This window comes from Sodalis sp. RH20, assembly GCF_047324205.1.
Lineage (GTDB): Bacteria > Pseudomonadota > Gammaproteobacteria > Enterobacterales > Enterobacteriaceae > Acerihabitans.
The window spans coordinates 976,796-993,261 of the sequence record NZ_CP178733.1; the positions used below are offsets into that span (position 1 = coordinate 976,796).

Annotated in this window: 14 protein-coding genes; 6 read left to right on the forward strand and 8 right to left on the reverse strand. The window is 62.0% G+C overall.

The window, feature by feature from the left end:
• Positions 1-20: 20 nt before the first annotated feature.
• From ACL2XM_RS04535 to fucO, 4 genes are all read right to left on the reverse strand, one after another.
• Positions 21-1,235: an MFS transporter gene (locus tag ACL2XM_RS04535; protein ID WP_410014470.1), complete on the reverse strand. Its 1,215-nt coding sequence runs from the start codon at positions 1,233-1,235 to the stop codon at positions 21-23.
• A gap of 74 nt (positions 1,236-1,309) precedes the next feature.
• Positions 1,310-2,428: a mandelate racemase/muconate lactonizing enzyme family protein gene (locus ACL2XM_RS04540; RefSeq protein ID WP_413732477.1), complete on the reverse strand. Its 1,119-nt coding sequence runs from the start codon at positions 2,426-2,428 to the stop codon at positions 1,310-1,312.
• Between the two features lie 47 nt (positions 2,429-2,475).
• Positions 2,476-3,498 (reverse strand): LacI family DNA-binding transcriptional regulator, encoded by a 1,023-nt coding sequence (locus ACL2XM_RS04545; protein WP_413732479.1) that lies wholly within the window; start codon positions 3,496-3,498, stop codon positions 2,476-2,478.
• 182 nt (positions 3,499-3,680) lie between these two features.
• Positions 3,681-4,832 (reverse strand): lactaldehyde reductase, encoded by a 1,152-nt coding sequence (gene fucO / locus ACL2XM_RS04550; RefSeq protein WP_413723185.1) that lies wholly within the window; start codon positions 4,830-4,832, stop codon positions 3,681-3,683.
• 638 nt (positions 4,833-5,470) lie between these two features.
• Here fucO and rhaT point away from each other — a divergent pair.
• On the forward strand, positions 5,471-6,505 hold the full coding sequence (rhaT, locus tag ACL2XM_RS04555; protein ID WP_413729862.1) for an L-rhamnose/proton symporter RhaT: 1,035 nt from the start codon (positions 5,471-5,473) through the stop codon (positions 6,503-6,505).
• A gap of 40 nt (positions 6,506-6,545) precedes the next feature.
• On the opposite strand, the gene ACL2XM_RS04560 is transcribed toward rhaT, so the two are convergent.
• Together ACL2XM_RS04560 and ACL2XM_RS04565 are read right to left on the reverse strand one after the other, a co-directional pair.
• Positions 6,546-7,640 (reverse strand): enolase C-terminal domain-like protein, encoded by a 1,095-nt coding sequence (locus tag ACL2XM_RS04560; RefSeq protein WP_413729864.1) that lies wholly within the window; start codon positions 7,638-7,640, stop codon positions 6,546-6,548.
• Positions 7,633-8,352: a GntR family transcriptional regulator gene (locus ACL2XM_RS04565; protein ID WP_413732480.1), complete on the reverse strand. Its 720-nt coding sequence runs from the start codon at positions 8,350-8,352 to the stop codon at positions 7,633-7,635. The genes ACL2XM_RS04560 and ACL2XM_RS04565 overlap by 8 nt, the downstream gene beginning before the upstream one ends.
• A gap of 153 nt (positions 8,353-8,505) precedes the next feature.
• On the opposite strand from ACL2XM_RS04565, the gene ACL2XM_RS04570 reads away from it, so the two are divergent.
• Genes ACL2XM_RS04570 through ACL2XM_RS04590 form a run of 5 tightly spaced genes read left to right on the forward strand, consistent with a single transcriptional unit; the run spans position 8,506 to position 13,757 of the window.
• On the forward strand, positions 8,506-10,026 hold the full coding sequence (locus tag ACL2XM_RS04570) for an ABC transporter substrate-binding protein (protein ID WP_413723182.1): 1,521 nt from the start codon (positions 8,506-8,508) through the stop codon (positions 10,024-10,026).
• 22 nt (positions 10,027-10,048) lie between these two features.
• The gene (locus ACL2XM_RS04575) at positions 10,049-11,005 is read left to right on the forward strand and encodes an ABC transporter permease (protein WP_410014483.1); all 957 of its coding nucleotides are present in this window, start codon (positions 10,049-10,051) and stop codon (positions 11,003-11,005) included.
• Positions 11,005-11,892: an ABC transporter permease gene (locus ACL2XM_RS04580; RefSeq protein WP_413728074.1), complete on the forward strand. Its 888-nt coding sequence runs from the start codon at positions 11,005-11,007 to the stop codon at positions 11,890-11,892. Before ACL2XM_RS04575 ends, ACL2XM_RS04580 begins: the two co-directional genes overlap by 1 nt.
• The gene (locus ACL2XM_RS04585) at positions 11,889-12,920 is read left to right on the forward strand and encodes an ABC transporter ATP-binding protein (protein ID WP_413732482.1); all 1,032 of its coding nucleotides are present in this window, start codon (positions 11,889-11,891) and stop codon (positions 12,918-12,920) included. The genes ACL2XM_RS04580 and ACL2XM_RS04585 overlap by 4 nt, the downstream gene beginning before the upstream one ends.
• 6 nt (positions 12,921-12,926) lie before the next feature.
• Positions 12,927-13,757, forward strand: coding sequence for an ABC transporter ATP-binding protein (locus ACL2XM_RS04590; protein ID WP_410014486.1), 831 nt, complete (start codon positions 12,927-12,929; stop codon positions 13,755-13,757).
• Positions 13,758-13,849: 92 nt separating this feature from the next.
• Here ACL2XM_RS04590 and hutH read toward each other — a convergent pair whose 3' ends face one another.
• A complete protein-coding gene (gene hutH, locus ACL2XM_RS04595) occupies positions 13,850-15,382 on the reverse strand; it encodes a histidine ammonia-lyase (protein WP_413732484.1) in 1,533 nt (510 codons plus the stop codon).
• Positions 15,383-15,483: 101 nt separating this feature from the next.
• Positions 15,484-16,437: a hypothetical protein gene (locus ACL2XM_RS04600; RefSeq protein ID WP_413728078.1), complete on the reverse strand. Its 954-nt coding sequence runs from the start codon at positions 16,435-16,437 to the stop codon at positions 15,484-15,486.
• Positions 16,438-16,466: the final 29 nt, after the last annotated feature.

Here is a 16,466-nt window from a genome sequence, read left to right on the forward strand (position 1 = left end):
AGGCTGGGGGCGCGGCCACGTTATTGCGCGCTCACGTCCGTGCGCTGGATTTTGGTATAAAGATAGACGGCCAGCCCGCCCAGGATGGCTACCGCGCCGATAACGCTGAATCCCGCCAGATAGGAGCCGGTGTTGCTGTACAGCACGCCGACGACAAAACCGGCGGTGGTGCCGCCGCCGCCCGCGCCGATGCCGTTAATCACCCCGGCCGCCGGGCCTACCGCTTCGGGCTGGACGCTTGAGGTGATAATCGACCAGATATTGGTGGTGTAGCTGCTGGTGAAATAAGCGATGGCCAGGGTAATCAACGCCATTTTCGCCACCGGATTATCAATAACGGGCAACATGACCAGCAGTATGCCGGCGACGGCCAGTCCCGAGGCGGCGATCAGCCCGCGTTTCTGGGTACGATCGCTGATATAGGCCATCGGAATGGCAAACACAATCGCCAGCATATAGGGCAGGGAACTGGCAAACCCCTGCCACAGGCCGGTAAAGCCCAGCGAATGAACCAGCATCGGAATAAACAGCGTAATGCCCCAGAACAGCATGCCGTTGGCGAAATAACTGAATATCAATAACAGGAAAGGATAACCGCCGAGCGCCTGGAAAGTCAGCTTCCCGGCGGGACGCGCCTCTTCGGCCGCCGCCCCGCTGCCGCCCTCCGGTGCGTTTTTCAGGAAAAGCAAAAATAACGGCACCACGATCGCCAGGCCCAGTCCGCCGGTGATATAAAAAATCCATTCCCAGCCCAGGGCGTCGTAAATGGGCGTCAGGATCAGGAACCCCAGCGCCAGCGCCAGGAACTGGCCGTAAAACTGGATAAGATTGGTGCCGCGCGTGATTTCATCTTTGGTAAACCAGGCGCGGGCGAAACGGAATTGCTGCGGCCAGTAAATGCCTTCCGCGATGCCGAGAATAATGCGGTAGATAATCAACAGCGTGGGCGAGGTGACCCAGGCGGTCATCACCTGGGCCAGCGACCAGATCAGCACCATGCTGACGATGGTGGTTTTGGGGTTCAGTTTGTAGGTAAGGAAGCCGCCGAAAAAATTCGCCACCGCATAGCCGATAAGAAAGCCGGTTAATGCCAGGCTTTTGGTCGCCGCGCCGGAAAAACCCAGGTCGCGTTCCATGCCGGGCAGCGCAATGGAGAGGTTTGAACGATCGAGATAAGCGACAAATAGTCCAATCATCAATGTGCCGCCGATCCGGTACCATTTTGCATGACTCATATCCTGTCCCATTCTGTGTTTATTTTAATGATTCCATCGTAGGGTGACGTGGCCTGGCGAACGTGCCGGCCGTGTTATTGCGCGTAGCGCCGGATAAGGCTCCGGTCGATTTCAATGCCCAGCCCCGGTTTATCCGGCACCGGCATCGACGGCCCGATGACTAAGTCGGAAAGCTGTTCGCGAAAGACGTTGGGCGCCCGATCCAGCTCCAGCAGCGGCCGCGCCTTTACCATCGAGGGCACCGCCACCGGAATGGCGGAGATTAAATGCAGCGTGGCGGCCAAGGAGATGGCGGAACCCCAGAGATGGGGATAACAATCAATGCCGAAGGCGGTGGCCATCACGGCGATATGCCACGCTTCGCCCAGGCCGCCGCAGGCGGCGACATCCGGCTGGGCGATGTCCACGCAGCGTTGTTCCAGGAACGGCCGGAAGCCAAAACGGGTAAATTCCGATTCGCCGCCGGCGATGCGCATATGCAGCGCGCTTCTCACCTCGCGATAGCCGGTGAAATCATCCGGCAGCACCGGCTCCTCGAACCAGGAGATGTCCTGTTCTTCAATCATCCTGCCCAACTGGATGGCCTCGCGCGCGGTATAGGCGCGATTGGCATCCACCGCCAGGCCGGCATCGGGGCCGATCAACTGCCGCACCCGCGCCACCCGTTGCGCATCCTGGCGAAGCCCCAGGCCGCCCACTTTCATTTTAAAGGCCCGGAATCCCTGGTTCAGCGCCTCTTCAGCGTCTTTTTCCAGCGTATAGCGCGCGTCGCCGGAATAATAAAAAGACGACGCATAGGCGGTGACCGGCACCGCGGCGGCGCCGCCCAGCAATGCCGCGATAGGCTGCCCCATGATTTTGCCGGCGATATCCCATAGGGCGATATCGATACCGGACAGCGCGGAAACCGCGATGCCTTTGCGGCCGAATTCTCGGGTGCGGTTGTAGAGGGTTTCCCATAACGGCGCGCGCTGCAGCGGATCCTGCCCGATCAGCAGCGGGGCGAATAATTCATTGATCAGCGCGGCATTGGCCCTGGCCGGGCCAAAACACTCGCCCCAGCCGATCACGCCCTCGTCGGTGATGATTTCCAACAGGCAGCTGGCCCGGCTATCCCATAACCACTGGGACATGCCGAACTGCGTATCCAGTTTTTGTACCACCACGTAAGTCTTGATATCTTGAATGTGCATCGCTGCCTCCGGTCCAGCAGGGTAATCGATTACCCTGGCGGTAAAAATTAAGTCAGGGTTGAGTCTCTCGGGATCAGTTTCACCGGTAATTCAATGGCGTCCGGTCCATTTTGCGGTTCTTTTTTAATCAAATGGGCGATCAGTCTTTTCGCCGCGGCGGCGCCGACCTCGTAGGTCGGTTGCGCGACCACCGTCAGGCTGGGATCACTGACCGAGGCCCATTCGGTATCGTCAAAACCGATAAACAGGAAATCGGCGGGAATGGCATATCCCAGGACCTTGGCGGCCTTGAGCACCGCCAGCGCCAGCATGCCGTTGGTGGCGATAATGCCCAGCCGTTGCCGCGGGTCGCGCCGCGCCATGATATGTTGCAGGGCGTCGGCGACCGGCTCGACCTGGACACGGCCGATAATCTGGATAGCGCTGATGATGCCGTCGGCCCCGGCGCGGGCGGCGTGCGCGCGGAAAGCCTCAACGCGTTCCATGCGCGGGCTGATCCCGGTGGTGGGCGGGCTGAGCAATGCCAGGGAACGGCAGCCCTGCGCCCGCAAATGGTCCACCGCCAGGGCCATGCCCTGCGCGTTATTCACGGTAATGGCCTGCACCGCCCCCTGGCTGATTTTACGTCCAACCAGCACCACGGGGGTCCGCTCGGCCAGGCTGGCGATAAGACCATCGTTGCCGCCGGTGGTATTTATCACAAAACCGTCGACCCGTTTCGCCAGCATCATCTCGATAAATTCTTTCTCCTTTACCGGCAGTTCCCTGGAATTGCAGACGAATATGGTATAGCCGAACGCCGCGCAGGCTTCCTCGATCCCTTGCAGGATGGCGATGGAATAGGGATTGAGGATATCGGACACGATCACCGCGATGGTGTTGCTTTTGGTGCTGCGCAGCGTGCGCGCCACATCGTTCGGTTTATAGCCCATAGCGTCAATCACGTTTTCAATGCGCAATCGGGTGTCCGCGCTCATCGCATGAAACTTGCCGTTCATATAACGTGATACCGTGGCGGTGGAGACGCCCGCCGCCTGGGCGACATCACGGATAGCTATGGGTTTTTGCATGTTTATTCGCATTAGGTAATCGATTACCTAATGTTAGATTCTCACTGCGAAACCATACTGTGATCCAGGGCGCAAAAATGATTTTCAGCCGGTAGAAACGACCCGGTGGAGTGGGGAAACCGGGCGGCGGGGATGTCTCCCCGCCGCGCCGGCCAGGTGTTTACCGGGACGGCGAGGAGGGATTAGAAGATGGCCTGATATAACGCCTTGATATCCTCCAGGCTGGTTTGCCGGGGGTTGCCGCCGGTACAGACGTCGTCAAGCGCCGCCTGCGCCAGCGCCGGGATGTCCTGTTCCCTCAGGCCTACTTCGCGCAGCCGCGCGGGAATGCCCACTTCGCGGCAAAGCGCCTTCACCGCATCGATGGCCGCCGTCCTCGCCTGCTCAAGCGGCATGGCGGCCGCGTTTTCAACGCCCATCGCCACGGCGATCGCCCGGAATTTTTCACCGGTTTGCGCCGCGTTGTATACCATAATATGCGGCAGAAGAATGGCATTGGCGACGCCGTGCGGGGTGTTGTAATACGCCCCCAGCGGATGCGCCATGCCGTGCACCAGCCCCAGGCCGACGTTGGAAAATCCCATGCCGGCGATATATTGCCCCAACGCCATGTCGTCCACGCCCCTGGCATCGCCCTGAACCGACGCGCGCAGCGAGCGGGCGATGATTTCGATGGCTTTCAGGTGAAACATATCGGTGAGTTCCCAGGCCGCCCGGGTGGTGTAGCCCTCAATGGCGTGCGTCAAGGCGTCTACGCCCGTGGCGGCTTTCAGGGACGCGGGCATGCTGGACATCATGTCCGGGTCGATAATCGCCACCAGCGGAATATCGTGGGGATCGACACAGACGAATTTACGCCGTTTGTCCTCATCGGTAATCACGTAGTTAATCGTCACTTCGGCCGCGGTGCCGGCCGTGGTGGGTATGGCGATCACCGGTACGCTGGCCGCGGTGGTGGCGGCCACGCCTTCCAGGCTAAGCACATCGGCGAAGCCGGGATTAGTGATGATAATGCCGATGGCCTTGCTGGTATCCTGCGGCGAACCGCCGCCGATGGCGATAAGAAAATCCGCCTGGGCCTCTTTAAAGGCGCTTACGCCGCGTTTGACGACGGAGACCGTGGGGTTTGGCATCACTTCATCAAAAACGTCGAAGGCAAAACCCGCCTGATCAAGTAACGCGAATACCCGGGTGGCCACCTTAACGCGGATTAACTCCTGGTCGGTAACAATCAGCGCCTTTTTATAACCGTGGGCCTTTGCTTCATCGATAATATGCGAAATAGCGCCCCGGCCAAAATAGGCGGTTTGATTTAAGATCATACGATTAGTCATAATGATAACCTTCGGTTGATTTCAGAATTGTTAGTAAGAAGTAACACGTCTTGTTTTATGCGCATGGCGTAATAACAGGCGAAATATCGCCTGTGGATTGATCTTTGCCGGTATCGTAACGCAAGCGCCGCCCCAGGACCTTCCGCCCATTGCCAGTACCGGACAAAAGATGGCAATCATGTAAAGATGCCGCGGGAGTGGTAAAAATCGGTTATAGGTGTGAAAAATTTAGCCTTAAAAAAGAACGCTTTTATTATTTTTAGATTTAAAAACAACACATTAATTTAAATGAGCATGGCATAAATTATGTACTTTATTTTACGATAATTAAGATTGTTGTCGATAAATGAGCGCGAATAATAAAAAAAATGAAACGTCGTGCCGATTTTTTTATTAATAATACATTGTTTTTTGAGCGATAAAAAATAAGCTTATGAGAACCTGCCGCAAATAAATCAATTATGTTTTTGTGATACTCATCACATCCCTCTTTATATGCGTGCCAGGGTAACGATCTGAATGGCGTAGATATGAAGGTAAGGCTTATTCCGATGCTTAGAATACAAAATTACATTGGCATTCATTTTCCGGCATGTGTCCCTATCACTTTATGCAAATTATTTTCTAAGGAATTGTAAATGGGCAGCTCAATTTTCCTCGGTATATTATGGCATTTCGTCGGCGCCGCTTCCGCCGCCTGTTTTTACGCGCCGTTCAAGCAGGTCCGGCGCTGGAGCTGGGAGACCATGTGGTCGCTGGGCGGGTTCTTTTCCTGGGTGGTGTTGCCCTGGACCGTCAGCGCCATCCTGCTCCCCGATTTCTGGGGCTATTTCGGCGCGTTTTCCTGGTCGACATTGCTGCCGGTATTTCTGTTTGGCGCCATGTGGGGCGTGGGAAATGTTAATTACGGCCTGACGATGCGTTATCTCGGCATGTCCATGGGGATCGGCATTGCCATCGGTATCACCCTGATTGTCGGTACGCTGATGACCCCTATCCTGCAAGGGAAGTTCGGCGCCATGGCCAGCTCGACCGGCGGCCAGATCACCTTGCTGGGCGTGTTCGTCGCTCTGATAGGCGTCGGCATCGTCAGCTATGCCGGGGTAATGAAGGAAAAAGCGCTCGGCGTCAGCGCCCAGGAGTTCAGTCTTAAGAAGGGCCTGATCCTGGCCGTGCTGTGCGGGATCTTCTCCGCCGGCATGTCCTTTGCCATGGATGCCGCGGTGCCGATGCATATCGCCGCCAAAAATATCGGCATCAGCCCGCTGTACGTGGCGCTGCCCAGCTATGTGATCATCATGGGCGGCGGAGCTATCGTCAATCTGGCCTACTGTTTTTTCCGGCTGGCCACCAGGCCCGAACTGTCGATAAAAGCGGATTTATCCGTGGGGAAATCCCTGCTGATAGCCAATGCGCTGTTCGCCATCCTCGGTGGCGTCATGTGGTATCTGCAATTTTTCTTCTATGCCTGGGGACACGCCAATATTCCGGAACAATACCGTTATGTCAGCTGGATGCTGCATATGAGCTTTTATGTGCTGTGCGGCGGCATCGTCGGCCTGCTGCTCAAAGAGTGGCTGGCCGTGGGCAAAAAACCGGTGCGGGTGCTGAGCCTTGGCGCGATGGTGATTATCCTGGCGGCCAATATCGTCGGCCTGGGCATCGCCTCCTGAACGGGGCGGGCCGCCGGTGATACGGCACCCGGCCCGCCATTTACCGCCTGAGCGCCGTGCCCAGCCCCGCAAGCGTGGGCGTCACGCTGGCCCCGTTCGCCGGGCGCGGGAAATCGGGGGCCGCCAGGCGCCAGAAGGCCGGCGTTTCATCAAATTGATGCTCCAACTGCTCAATGTCCTCGCTGATGGCGCAGGCCACCAGGCTGGCGGCATGCGCAATCGGTCCGCTGGGGTTATGCGGCGCGCAGCCGGCGCCGTGGGCGGCCGCAAGCGTTGCCACCTCCAGCACGCCGGTGATGCCGCGCGCATATTTGACATCCGGCATCACCACATCGTAAGCGCCGGCGGCGAGCCAGGGAAGAAACGCGGCGGGATGCGTCAGCTCCTCCAGGCCGGCCAGGCGCATGCCCAGGGTATTGGCCGCGCCGCGCAGCTGTTTCAGGGCGGGGATATTTTCCGGCGTTTCCGCCAGCGGGCACTCGAACCAGCTGACGCCAAGCGCCGCCAGTTCCGGTAATACCGCCGACGCGCCCGGCGGGTCGAAGCGCCAGTGGCAATCCACATACAGCTCGGCGGCGGGTCCGATGGCCGCGCGGGTGGCCGCCACGCGCGCCAGCCCATCCTCCAGCCGCCGCCGGCCCAGCGGCGTCAGGCGGATATCGGGGGTCAGGCCGTCGAAAGGCGCTATCTTGATACGGTTAAATCCCGCCGCGCGCGCACGTTGCGCCGCCCGGGCGAAACCCGCCCCGTCGCGCTGGACGATGCTGCGATTGATATTGGCATACAACGGGATGCGGGTGCGGTAGCCGCCGCCCGCCAGCGATGCCGCGTAGTCGCCCCTATCTTTGCCCCGGATATCCCACATCGCCTGTTCCAGGGCGCTGGCCATCGCCGCCTGGGGTACGCCGCGGGTTTCCCGGGCAATATAGGCGGCAAGCGCCTCCCAGGGCTGTCCCAGCAGATATCGCCGGGCGGCGTCATGGCAGGCGTCGAGCGCCCCCGGCTCGCGCACCCAGCTGGCCTCGCCCCAGCCGCATGCGCCGTCCGCCCGCGCCAGGCGGATAAATGACCAGGTGGTTTTGGTCGTGACCGGACAATGCACCAGTTCCAGCGCGGCGATGCGCGAATTATTCATGGGGTTCCTTCGTGGCGGCGTCAAAGGTTTGCGACCCGTCCGCATGCGGGGCATGCTCACGCATCCGGTTGAGCAGCACCAGCTTTGCGCGCGCGGTATGGGCGGCGGTTACGGCCGCCGCCGCTTCACCGTCGCCGGCGGCGAAGGCCGCCAGCAAGAGCCGGTGATCGGCCACCACGCCGGCAAAACGGTCGGCTTGATAACCGTAGCGTTTCCACAGGGCGCGGATCAGCCGCCAATGCCGCTCGAGAATCAGGCTGGCGTCGCGGTTGGCGGCAATGTGGTGAATGGCGGCGTGAAAATCGCGATTGGCGGTAAGCGCCTCGGCGGCGTCGCCGCGGGCAACCGCCTCTTCGTGCCGCGCCCGCAGCGTTTCCAATTGTTCCAGCCACTGCGGCGTCATGCGCCCGGCGGCGCGGCGCGCCAGGTAGCTTTCAATCAACATGCGCACATCCAGCAATTCGGCCACGAAGGTCTCATCCACCGCCGCCATCCGCGCGCCCTTATTGGGCTGGGCGACGATCAGCCCTTCGCTTTCCAGCCGCTGCAGCGCCGCCCGTATCGGCATATGGGACACGCCGAAACGCGTGGCCAGCGCGTCGATGCGCAGCGGCGCCCCGGCGTCGAACTCCTGCCGGTTGATGATGGCGTCCCGAAGCCGGTCGGTAATGTCCGGTTCGCCGTCGTGGATGGGCTTATCTATTTTTCGCATAACGATATTTGATCAAATCATATGAGATGTGGAGTTATTTTCTGTTATAAATCGGCTTTATTCAATAGTATTCGGACAACAACAGACAATAATTTGATCAAATAACGCATTGCCGTTGGTTGGTCCATCGTTGAAGCGAGTATGAGGGATAGTATGACGTTAAAGATGTTCAGCGGCCGTGCCCGCGCCGGCGGCCTGCTGCTGGCGCTGCTGTTAAGCTTGGCATTGGCGGGCGGCAAGGCCCTGGCGGCGGCGCGCGATACCCTGGTGATTGGACAAAGCGCCGATATCACCTCCTTTGATCCGACGGAACTGCGCATGGGCACCTTTGTGCTGACGCACCTGCTGTATAACACGCTGATCCGCCTGGATGCCGACGGCCGTCCGCAGCCGGAGCTGGCGCGGTCCTGGACCCGCTCCGACGACGGCAAAACGCTGACGCTTAAACTGGCGGACGGCGTGACGTTCCATGACGGCCGGCCGTTTACCGCCAGGGATGTGGCGTTCAGCCTGAACTATGCCCGCGATCCGGTTAACGGCGCCAATATCCTGCCGCTGGCCAAAATGATCGGCAGTATCGATACGCCCGACGATCGCACCGTGATACTGCATTTTGCCGGCGCCTCGGACGCAATCTTCGATTTACTGGATCTGGCGTTTATTATCGACGGCAGCGCGCCTAAAAAAATCAAAACCGGCGGCAACGGCACCGGTCCGTTTAAACTGAGCCGCTACCTGCCGGGCGAGGACGCGGTGTTTGTGCGTAACGAGGCCTACTGGGGGCCGCGTCCGGCGCTAAAGAAAATCACCCTGAAAGTGATTCCCGATCAGCAGTCCGGGGTGATGCAGCTGCGCGCCGGCACGGTGGATTTTTTGCCGTCTCTGGACCGGGAAGCCGCCGAACAGCTGGCCGCGGCCGGTTTCGCCACCGGCGCCGCCACCGTGGAGGGACGGGTGCTGGATATTACGCTGAATACCCGAACCCCGCCGCTGGATAAGCCCGAAGTGCGGCGCGCCATCGGCCTGGCGCTGGATCGCGCGCGTATCGCCCATGATATCGCCGGCCCGGACGCCCGGGTGAAATGCCTGCCCTGGCCGCATTTTAGCCAGCGCGAGGCGGCGGGGCATGAAAACGCCTGTACCTTCGACCTGGCCCAGGCTAAACAGCTGATCCAGCAGGCGGGCGCCGCCGGGGCGGAAATATCGCTGATGTCGCGCAGCCAGTCCGAGCCGCAGATTGGCGCCATGGCGCAGATGCTGCAAAGCGCGCTGCGCGACATCGGCCTGAAGGTGAATATCGTCGAAATGTCCGAGGCCGCCTATATATCGCGCCTGCGCAAAGGGGATTTCCAAATGGCGGCCCATGTCTACGCCCGCGCCGGCCGCGGTCCGTCCACCATCCTGATGTCGGCGGTGATTTTCCGCGCCACCGATAACCTGGCGGGCGTCAAATCCCAGCAGTACCAGGACGATGTGGCCCTGGTGACCTCGCGGCCGCCGGATGAACAAACCGATCGCGCCTGGCAGCGCATCGACAGCTTTATGCTGGAGCAAAACTGGGTATTGCCGGTGGCGACGCTGCCGGTGCTGTGGGCCTCCGCCAAGGGGCTGACGGGCGTGCGTTTTAATCTGGACGGCATGCCGATCCTGAGCGCGGCTTCCTTCCAGCCATGAGCCGGACCAGGAGAAACAGACGATGACCGCCTATCTGCTACGCCGGCTGATGCAGTGGATCCCGGTGCTGCTCGTCTCAAGCATTATCGTGTTCGCGGTGGTGCGCGCCATGCCGGGCGATCCGGCCGAACTGATTGCCGGGCCGGACGCAAGCCGGGAGGATGTGCAGCGCATCCGGGTGGAATATGGCCTCGACCGGCCGTTGCCGGTACAGTATGCCGCCTGGCTGGGGCATATGGCGCGCGGCGATTTCGGCGTCTCCTATATCTATCATCGCGATAACAGCGAGCTGATTTTCAGCCGCCTGCCGTATTCCCTGCTGCTGGCCGCCACGGCCCTGTTCAGCGCGCTGGCGGTGGGGGTGCCGTTGGGCCTGGCCGCCGGCCTGTGGCAGGGCAAAGCCGTCGACTGGCTGGCGTCGGTCTTTTCCTCCGTGGCGGTGGCCACGCCTAATTTCTGGTTCGGCATGCTCGCCATCCTGCTGTTCGCCGTCACCCTGGGCTGGCTGCCGCCGGGGGGATTTGTCAGCCTTGATGAATCGTTCGCCGGTTTCGCCCAGGCGCTGGTGCTGCCTACCCTGACGCTTGGGCTGCACGGCGCGGCGGTGCTGGTGCGCTCGACCCGCGGCGCGGTGGTTGACACGCTGGGAGAGGGATACATCCGTACCGCGCGGGCCAAGGGACTGAGCCGCGGGCATATCATTTATTGGCATGTGCTGCGTAATTCACTGCTGCCGATTGTCACCATGACCGGCATTCTGCTGGGCCGCATGCTGGGCGGGGCGGTGGTTATCGAGTCGGTGTTCGCCTGGCCGGGCATCGGGCGCCTGCTGGTACAGTCCATTATCAATCGCGATTACGGCATGGTGCAAGGGATCCTGATCGTGCTGGTGCTGTTTTTCCTGCTGCTGAACCTGGCGGTCGATGTATTGTACGGCGCCGTTGACCCGCGCATCCGCCTGGTCAAGGGGGCGGCGTGATGAGCGCAGACGCTGTGGAAACGAGCGGCGCGGCGGCGGCCGGACCCGGCCGGCTGCGGTTGCTAAGGGCGCTGCTCGCCACGCCCTCCGGCCTGTTCGGCCTGTGCGGCGTGGCGATGATTACGCTTGCGGCATTGCTGGCCCCCTGGCTGGCGCCTTGCGATCCGGATGTCCAGTTTGCCGGGCTGCGGCTGGTGCCGGCCGGTACCGGCGGCCATTGGCTGGGCACCGACGAGCTGTCGCGGGATCTGCTCAGCCGGGCGCTGTTCGGATCGCGCATCTCCCTGCTGGTGGGGTTTATCAGCGTGAGCGCGGGCGCGGGACTGGGCATCGTGGCGGGACTGGTTGCCGGCATGGGGCCGCGCTGGCTGGACGCGCTGCTGATGCGGGGCTGCGATATCCTGCTGGCCTATCCCGGCATTTTGCTGGCGGTCATGACGGTGGCCATCCTGGGCGCCGGGCTGGCGCAAATCTGTATCGCGGTGGCGCTGGTGAACATCCCTATTTTTGCGCGCCTGATGCGCGCGTCGGTGCTGCGCGAGCGCGAGCTTGACTATGTGAAGGCGGCGGTGGTGCAGGGCAGCGGCCCGTGGCGCATCATGCTGCGTCATGTGCTGCCCAACAGCATCGGCGTGGTGATAACGCAGCTGGCGTCGGCGGCAGGCCACGCCATTTTGCTGGAGGCGTCCTTATCTTTTATCGGCCTGGGCATCAAGCCCCCGGCCGCCTCGTGGGGAACGATGCTCAGCAGCAGCCGCGATTACCTGGCGACGGCGCCGCTGTATGCCGTGGTACCCGGCCTGCTGTTACTGGTGCTGGTACTGGCGCTGAATCAACTGGGCGACGCGCTGCATAAGGCGCTCGACCCGCTGGGAAGGTCCTTATGACAAGCCATGAACTCCCGGCGCCGCTGCTGGAGGTGACGGGGCTAAGCGTTGATCTCGCCACCGGCCGGGAACGTTGCCGGGCGATCGATAATATCTCCTTTAGCGTCGAACGCGGCGAAACCCTGTGCATCGTCGGTGAATCCGGCTCGGGCAAGACGCTGACGGCGCTGGCGCTGATGTCGCTGTTGCCGGCGGGCATCGAGGTGGCCGCCGGCAGGATGCGCTTTGACGGCCGGGATTTACCGGCGCCGGAGGCGGGGCGGGGCGCCGGGCCGTACGGCGATGAGATCGCCATGATATTCCAGGATCCGATGTCCTCGCTTAACCCGGTGCTGACCATCGGGCGGCAGATTACCGAAAGCATCCGCCGCCACCAGCCCTCGCTTACCCGCCGGCAGCGCGCCGCCCGGGCGGAAGAGGTGCTGGCGCTGGTGGGTATCCGCGACGCCGCCGACAAAATGAAACGTTATCCCCACGAAATGTCGGGCGGGCTGTGCCAGCGCATCCTGATCGCCATCGCGCTGGTAAACCATCCGCGGCTGATTATCGCCGACGAGCCGACCACCGCCCTGGATGTTACCGTGCAGGCCCAGGTCATGGCGAGCATGCGCGCCGCCTGCCGGCTGACCGGCGCGGCGCTGTTGCTTATCACCCACGATATGGGCCTGGTGGCGCAGTATGCCGATCGGGTGGTGGTGATGTATGCCGGCCGTATCGTCGAACAAGGGCGGGCGGGGCGGATATTCCGCGCGCCGCGCCATCCCTATACCCGGGCGCTGCTGGGGAGCATTCCCCGCCTGGACGGCGACGTGGACCGGATACTTGCGGCTATCGCCGGCGAGCCGCCGCTGATATCCCGCCTGCCCGCGGGCTGCGCCTTCCGCCCGCGCTGCCAGCTGTGCCGGCAGCGCCCGATCTGCGCCGGCCAGATACCGCCGCTGCGCGCGGACGGGGCCGATCCCGCGCATGCCAGCGCCTGTCATTTTGCCCATGAACTGGCCGCGCCGGTCCTCATGGAGAGGAACTAATCGCCTATGTCAAGCGCAGGTATACCGCTCGCAAGCCCCACCGCGCCACCGCCGCTGCTGCGGGTGGAGGGCATCGAAAAACATTACCCGCCGTCAGGCGGCGGTTTGCGCCGCGCCGCCGCCGTCAAGGCGGTGAGTGGGGTGGATTTGACGCTGAACGCCGGTGAAACCCTGGGCCTGGTGGGCGAGTCTGGCTGCGGCAAATCCACCCTGAGCGCGGTGCTGGTGGGGCTGACGCGTCCGACCGCCGGGCGCGTCTGGTTCGACGGCGAGGATATTACCGCCCTGCCCAGGCGGCGCAACGCCAGGCTGTGCCGGGAATTTCAAATCGTCTTCCAGGACCCTTACGCATCCCTCAACCGGCGCATGACCGCTTTTGATATTATCGGCGAGCCGCTTACCGTGCATCGCATCGGCAACGCCGCCGAGCGGCAAAAACGGATTTATGCGCTGATGCGCCAGGTGGGGCTGGATCCGGCGCTGGCGCAGCGTTATCCGGCGGAGTTTTCCGGCGGCCAGCGCCAGCGCATCGGCATCGCCCGCGCGCTGGCGCTGAGACCGCGGCTGCTGATTCTGGACGAGCCGGTCTCGGCCCTGGACGTGTCGATACAGGCGCAGATCCTTAATTTACTGAAGCAGTTGCAGCGGGAGCATGGGCTGGCCTACCTGTTTATCTCCCATGATTTGCGCGTGGTGCGTTATATGGCGCCGCGTATCGCCGTGATGTACCAGGGGCGCATAGTCGAAACCGGCGGGCGGGAGCAGATTTTCTCCGCCCCGGCCCATCCCTATACCCGGGCGCTGCTGGCGGCGGTGCCGCCGGCCGAACCGCAGTGATGTGGGTAGCGCCGCAACACCGGCGGGTTGCAGTGAAACCTGCGCCCGGCGCGGGGCTTCCCCAGCGCCGGGATGACGGTACGGCCGTAGGATCACAGCGGCGGCAGTATCCCCGGGTCCCCCACGCTGTCAATCAACGCGCCGGAGGCCACCAGCTGCGCCGCGGCGGCGATATCGCCGGCCATATACCGATCCACCGTCAACGGCGCAATCTGCTCCCTGACGCGGCGCGCCGCCATCGCCAATGGCGCGCTGGTCCGCAGCGGCAGCCTGAATTCAAGGCCCTGTACGGCGGCCATCACCTCAATGCCGAGGATGGCGTACAGATTATCCAGCATCCTGCCCAGCCGCATGGCGCCGTGGCAGGCCATGGAAACATGATCTTCCTGATTGGCTGACGTCGGGGTGGAGTCTACCGATGCCGGATGCGTCATCTGCTTGTTTTCGCTCATCAGGGCGGCGGAGGTGACCTCGGCTATCATCATGCCGGAGTTCAGTCCGGGCGCGGCCACCAGAAAGGCGGGCAACCCAAAGCTCATGGCCGGGTCGACCAGCAGGGCGATGCGCCGCTGGGCGATAGCGCCTATCTCGGAAATGGCCAGCGCCAGGATATCGGCGGCGAAAGCCACCGGCTCCGCGTGGAAATTACCGCCGGACACCACGCTGTTATCGGATAACAGCAGCGGGTTGTCGGTAACGGCGTTCGCTTCGCGCGCGAGCGTGACGGCGACCTGGCGGATCAGGTCCAGGGCCGCGCCGGCCACCTGCGGCTGGCAGCGGATACAATAAGGATCCTGCACCCGCTCGTCGTTTGCCAGATGGCTTAAGCGGATTTCCGACCCGCGCAGCAGCCAATTGAGGGCCTGCGCCGTATCAATCTGACCGGGATGGCCGCGCAGCTGGTGAATCTCGTCATGGAACGGCGCGGTGGAGCCCATGACCGCATCGGTGACCAGCGCGCCGGAAATCAGCGCCGACTGTAGCGCCCGGTGCGCCCCGAACAGCCCTTTCAACGCCAGCGCGGTGGACGCCTGGGTGCCGTTGATCAAGGCCAGTCCTTCTTTGGCCGCCAGGATGATAGGCCGCAGGCCCGCCTGCTCCAGCGCCTGCGCCGCCGGCATGCGCTGACCGCGCAGCTCCGCGTCGCCTTCGCCCATCATGGCGGCCACCATATGCGCCAGCGGCGCCAGATCCCCGGACGCGCCAACCGATCCCTGGCTTGGGATCACGGGCATGATATCGTGGGCCAGCAGGGCTTCAATCAGGCCGATAACCTCATAACGCACGCCCGAGGCGCCCCGGCCCAGCGAAATCAGTTTCAGCGCCATGATCAGACGCACCACCGGTTTGGCCAGCGCGTCGCCCACGCCGCAGCAGTGCGACAAAATCAGGTTGCGCTGCAGTTTTACCACATCGTCAGCGTGGATACGCACCGAGGCCAATTTGCCAAAGCCGGTATTGATGCCGTAGACCGCCGCTTCGCCCTGCACGATTTCCGCTACGCGCGCCGCGCTCTTGCGAATGGCCGGCTCCATCGCGGGATCCAGCCGTACGGGCTCGTCGGTCCGGTAAATACACTCAAGTTCAGCCAGCGTGACGGCGCCGGGTTTTAACATAATCGTCATGGTTTTTTCCTGCCAATAAAAACATCAACCGCGCCGCGGCTAAAGCGCGGCGGCCTGGTCAGCCGGCAAACGCCGGCGCAAGCCGCCCTGTCGCCCCTTGCTCAGACCAGCTCGACGGTCAGCCAGATGGGGGTTTTGGTGTCAAAGGTGCTTTTCCATACCTCGGCGCCGACCTTATCCAGGCGATCGGCATGCTCGGGAATGACCTCTCCCAATACCGGTTGGGCCAGATCCTCGGTGGTCGGTCCGTACTGCACGATAAATTTCTGGCCGGTGGATTGGGAAAAACGCAGCCGCCCCTTGGGCGCGTCGCAGATCCGCTCGCGCACCTGTATCGGCGCGGTGGATACCAGCGGGCACCAGGCGTACATGGATTCGCCGGTGACCACGGCGTGATCTTGCAGGACGGTAAAAGGCAGGGCCGCCATCAGGTCCTGGCATAACTCCGGATTTTCATGGACCGCCAGATAGGCATCCACGGTAATATCCAGCGGTTGCCAGGTCAGGCGGATCTTGCGGCCCGGCTTGATATGCACCCGCCGGGATGCATCGGCAATGGCGGGCGCGGCCACCTCGGGGTTGGCGTAGGTAAACTGCTTGCCCAGTCCCCACGGGAAATAATGGAACGACCAGGCGGCAAACGTATCGGTATAGATGCAAAACGCCCGGATCGCCTCTATCGCCTGCTGGCGCGATGTCGCCCGCGGCAGCCATTCGCGCAGGGACAGCGCCAGTTTGCCCAGCTGCGGGAATCCGCTGTAGCGCAGGTAGTTGCTGTACGGGTGATCGAAACTGTCGAGGATAAAGCAGAACTGCGGCAGCGTGATATCCGGGTTTTCAATGATTTGCAGCAAGGGATAATAGGTATACATGGAATAATCGCGCATCATACCGGCCGCGATATCCCAGGTACCGAAATACTGGCCGTAGCTGCCCGCCTGGTTCTCCAGGGTTCCGGTGCGAAAGGCGTAAATCTCCGCGGGCTCCTCGCGGGCCATGGCCGCGGTTTGGCTGCGAACGTGATCGATCACATCCCCCAGGCTGGTATAGCTCATTACGTTCTCCTGTCATGGTTTTCGCTAAA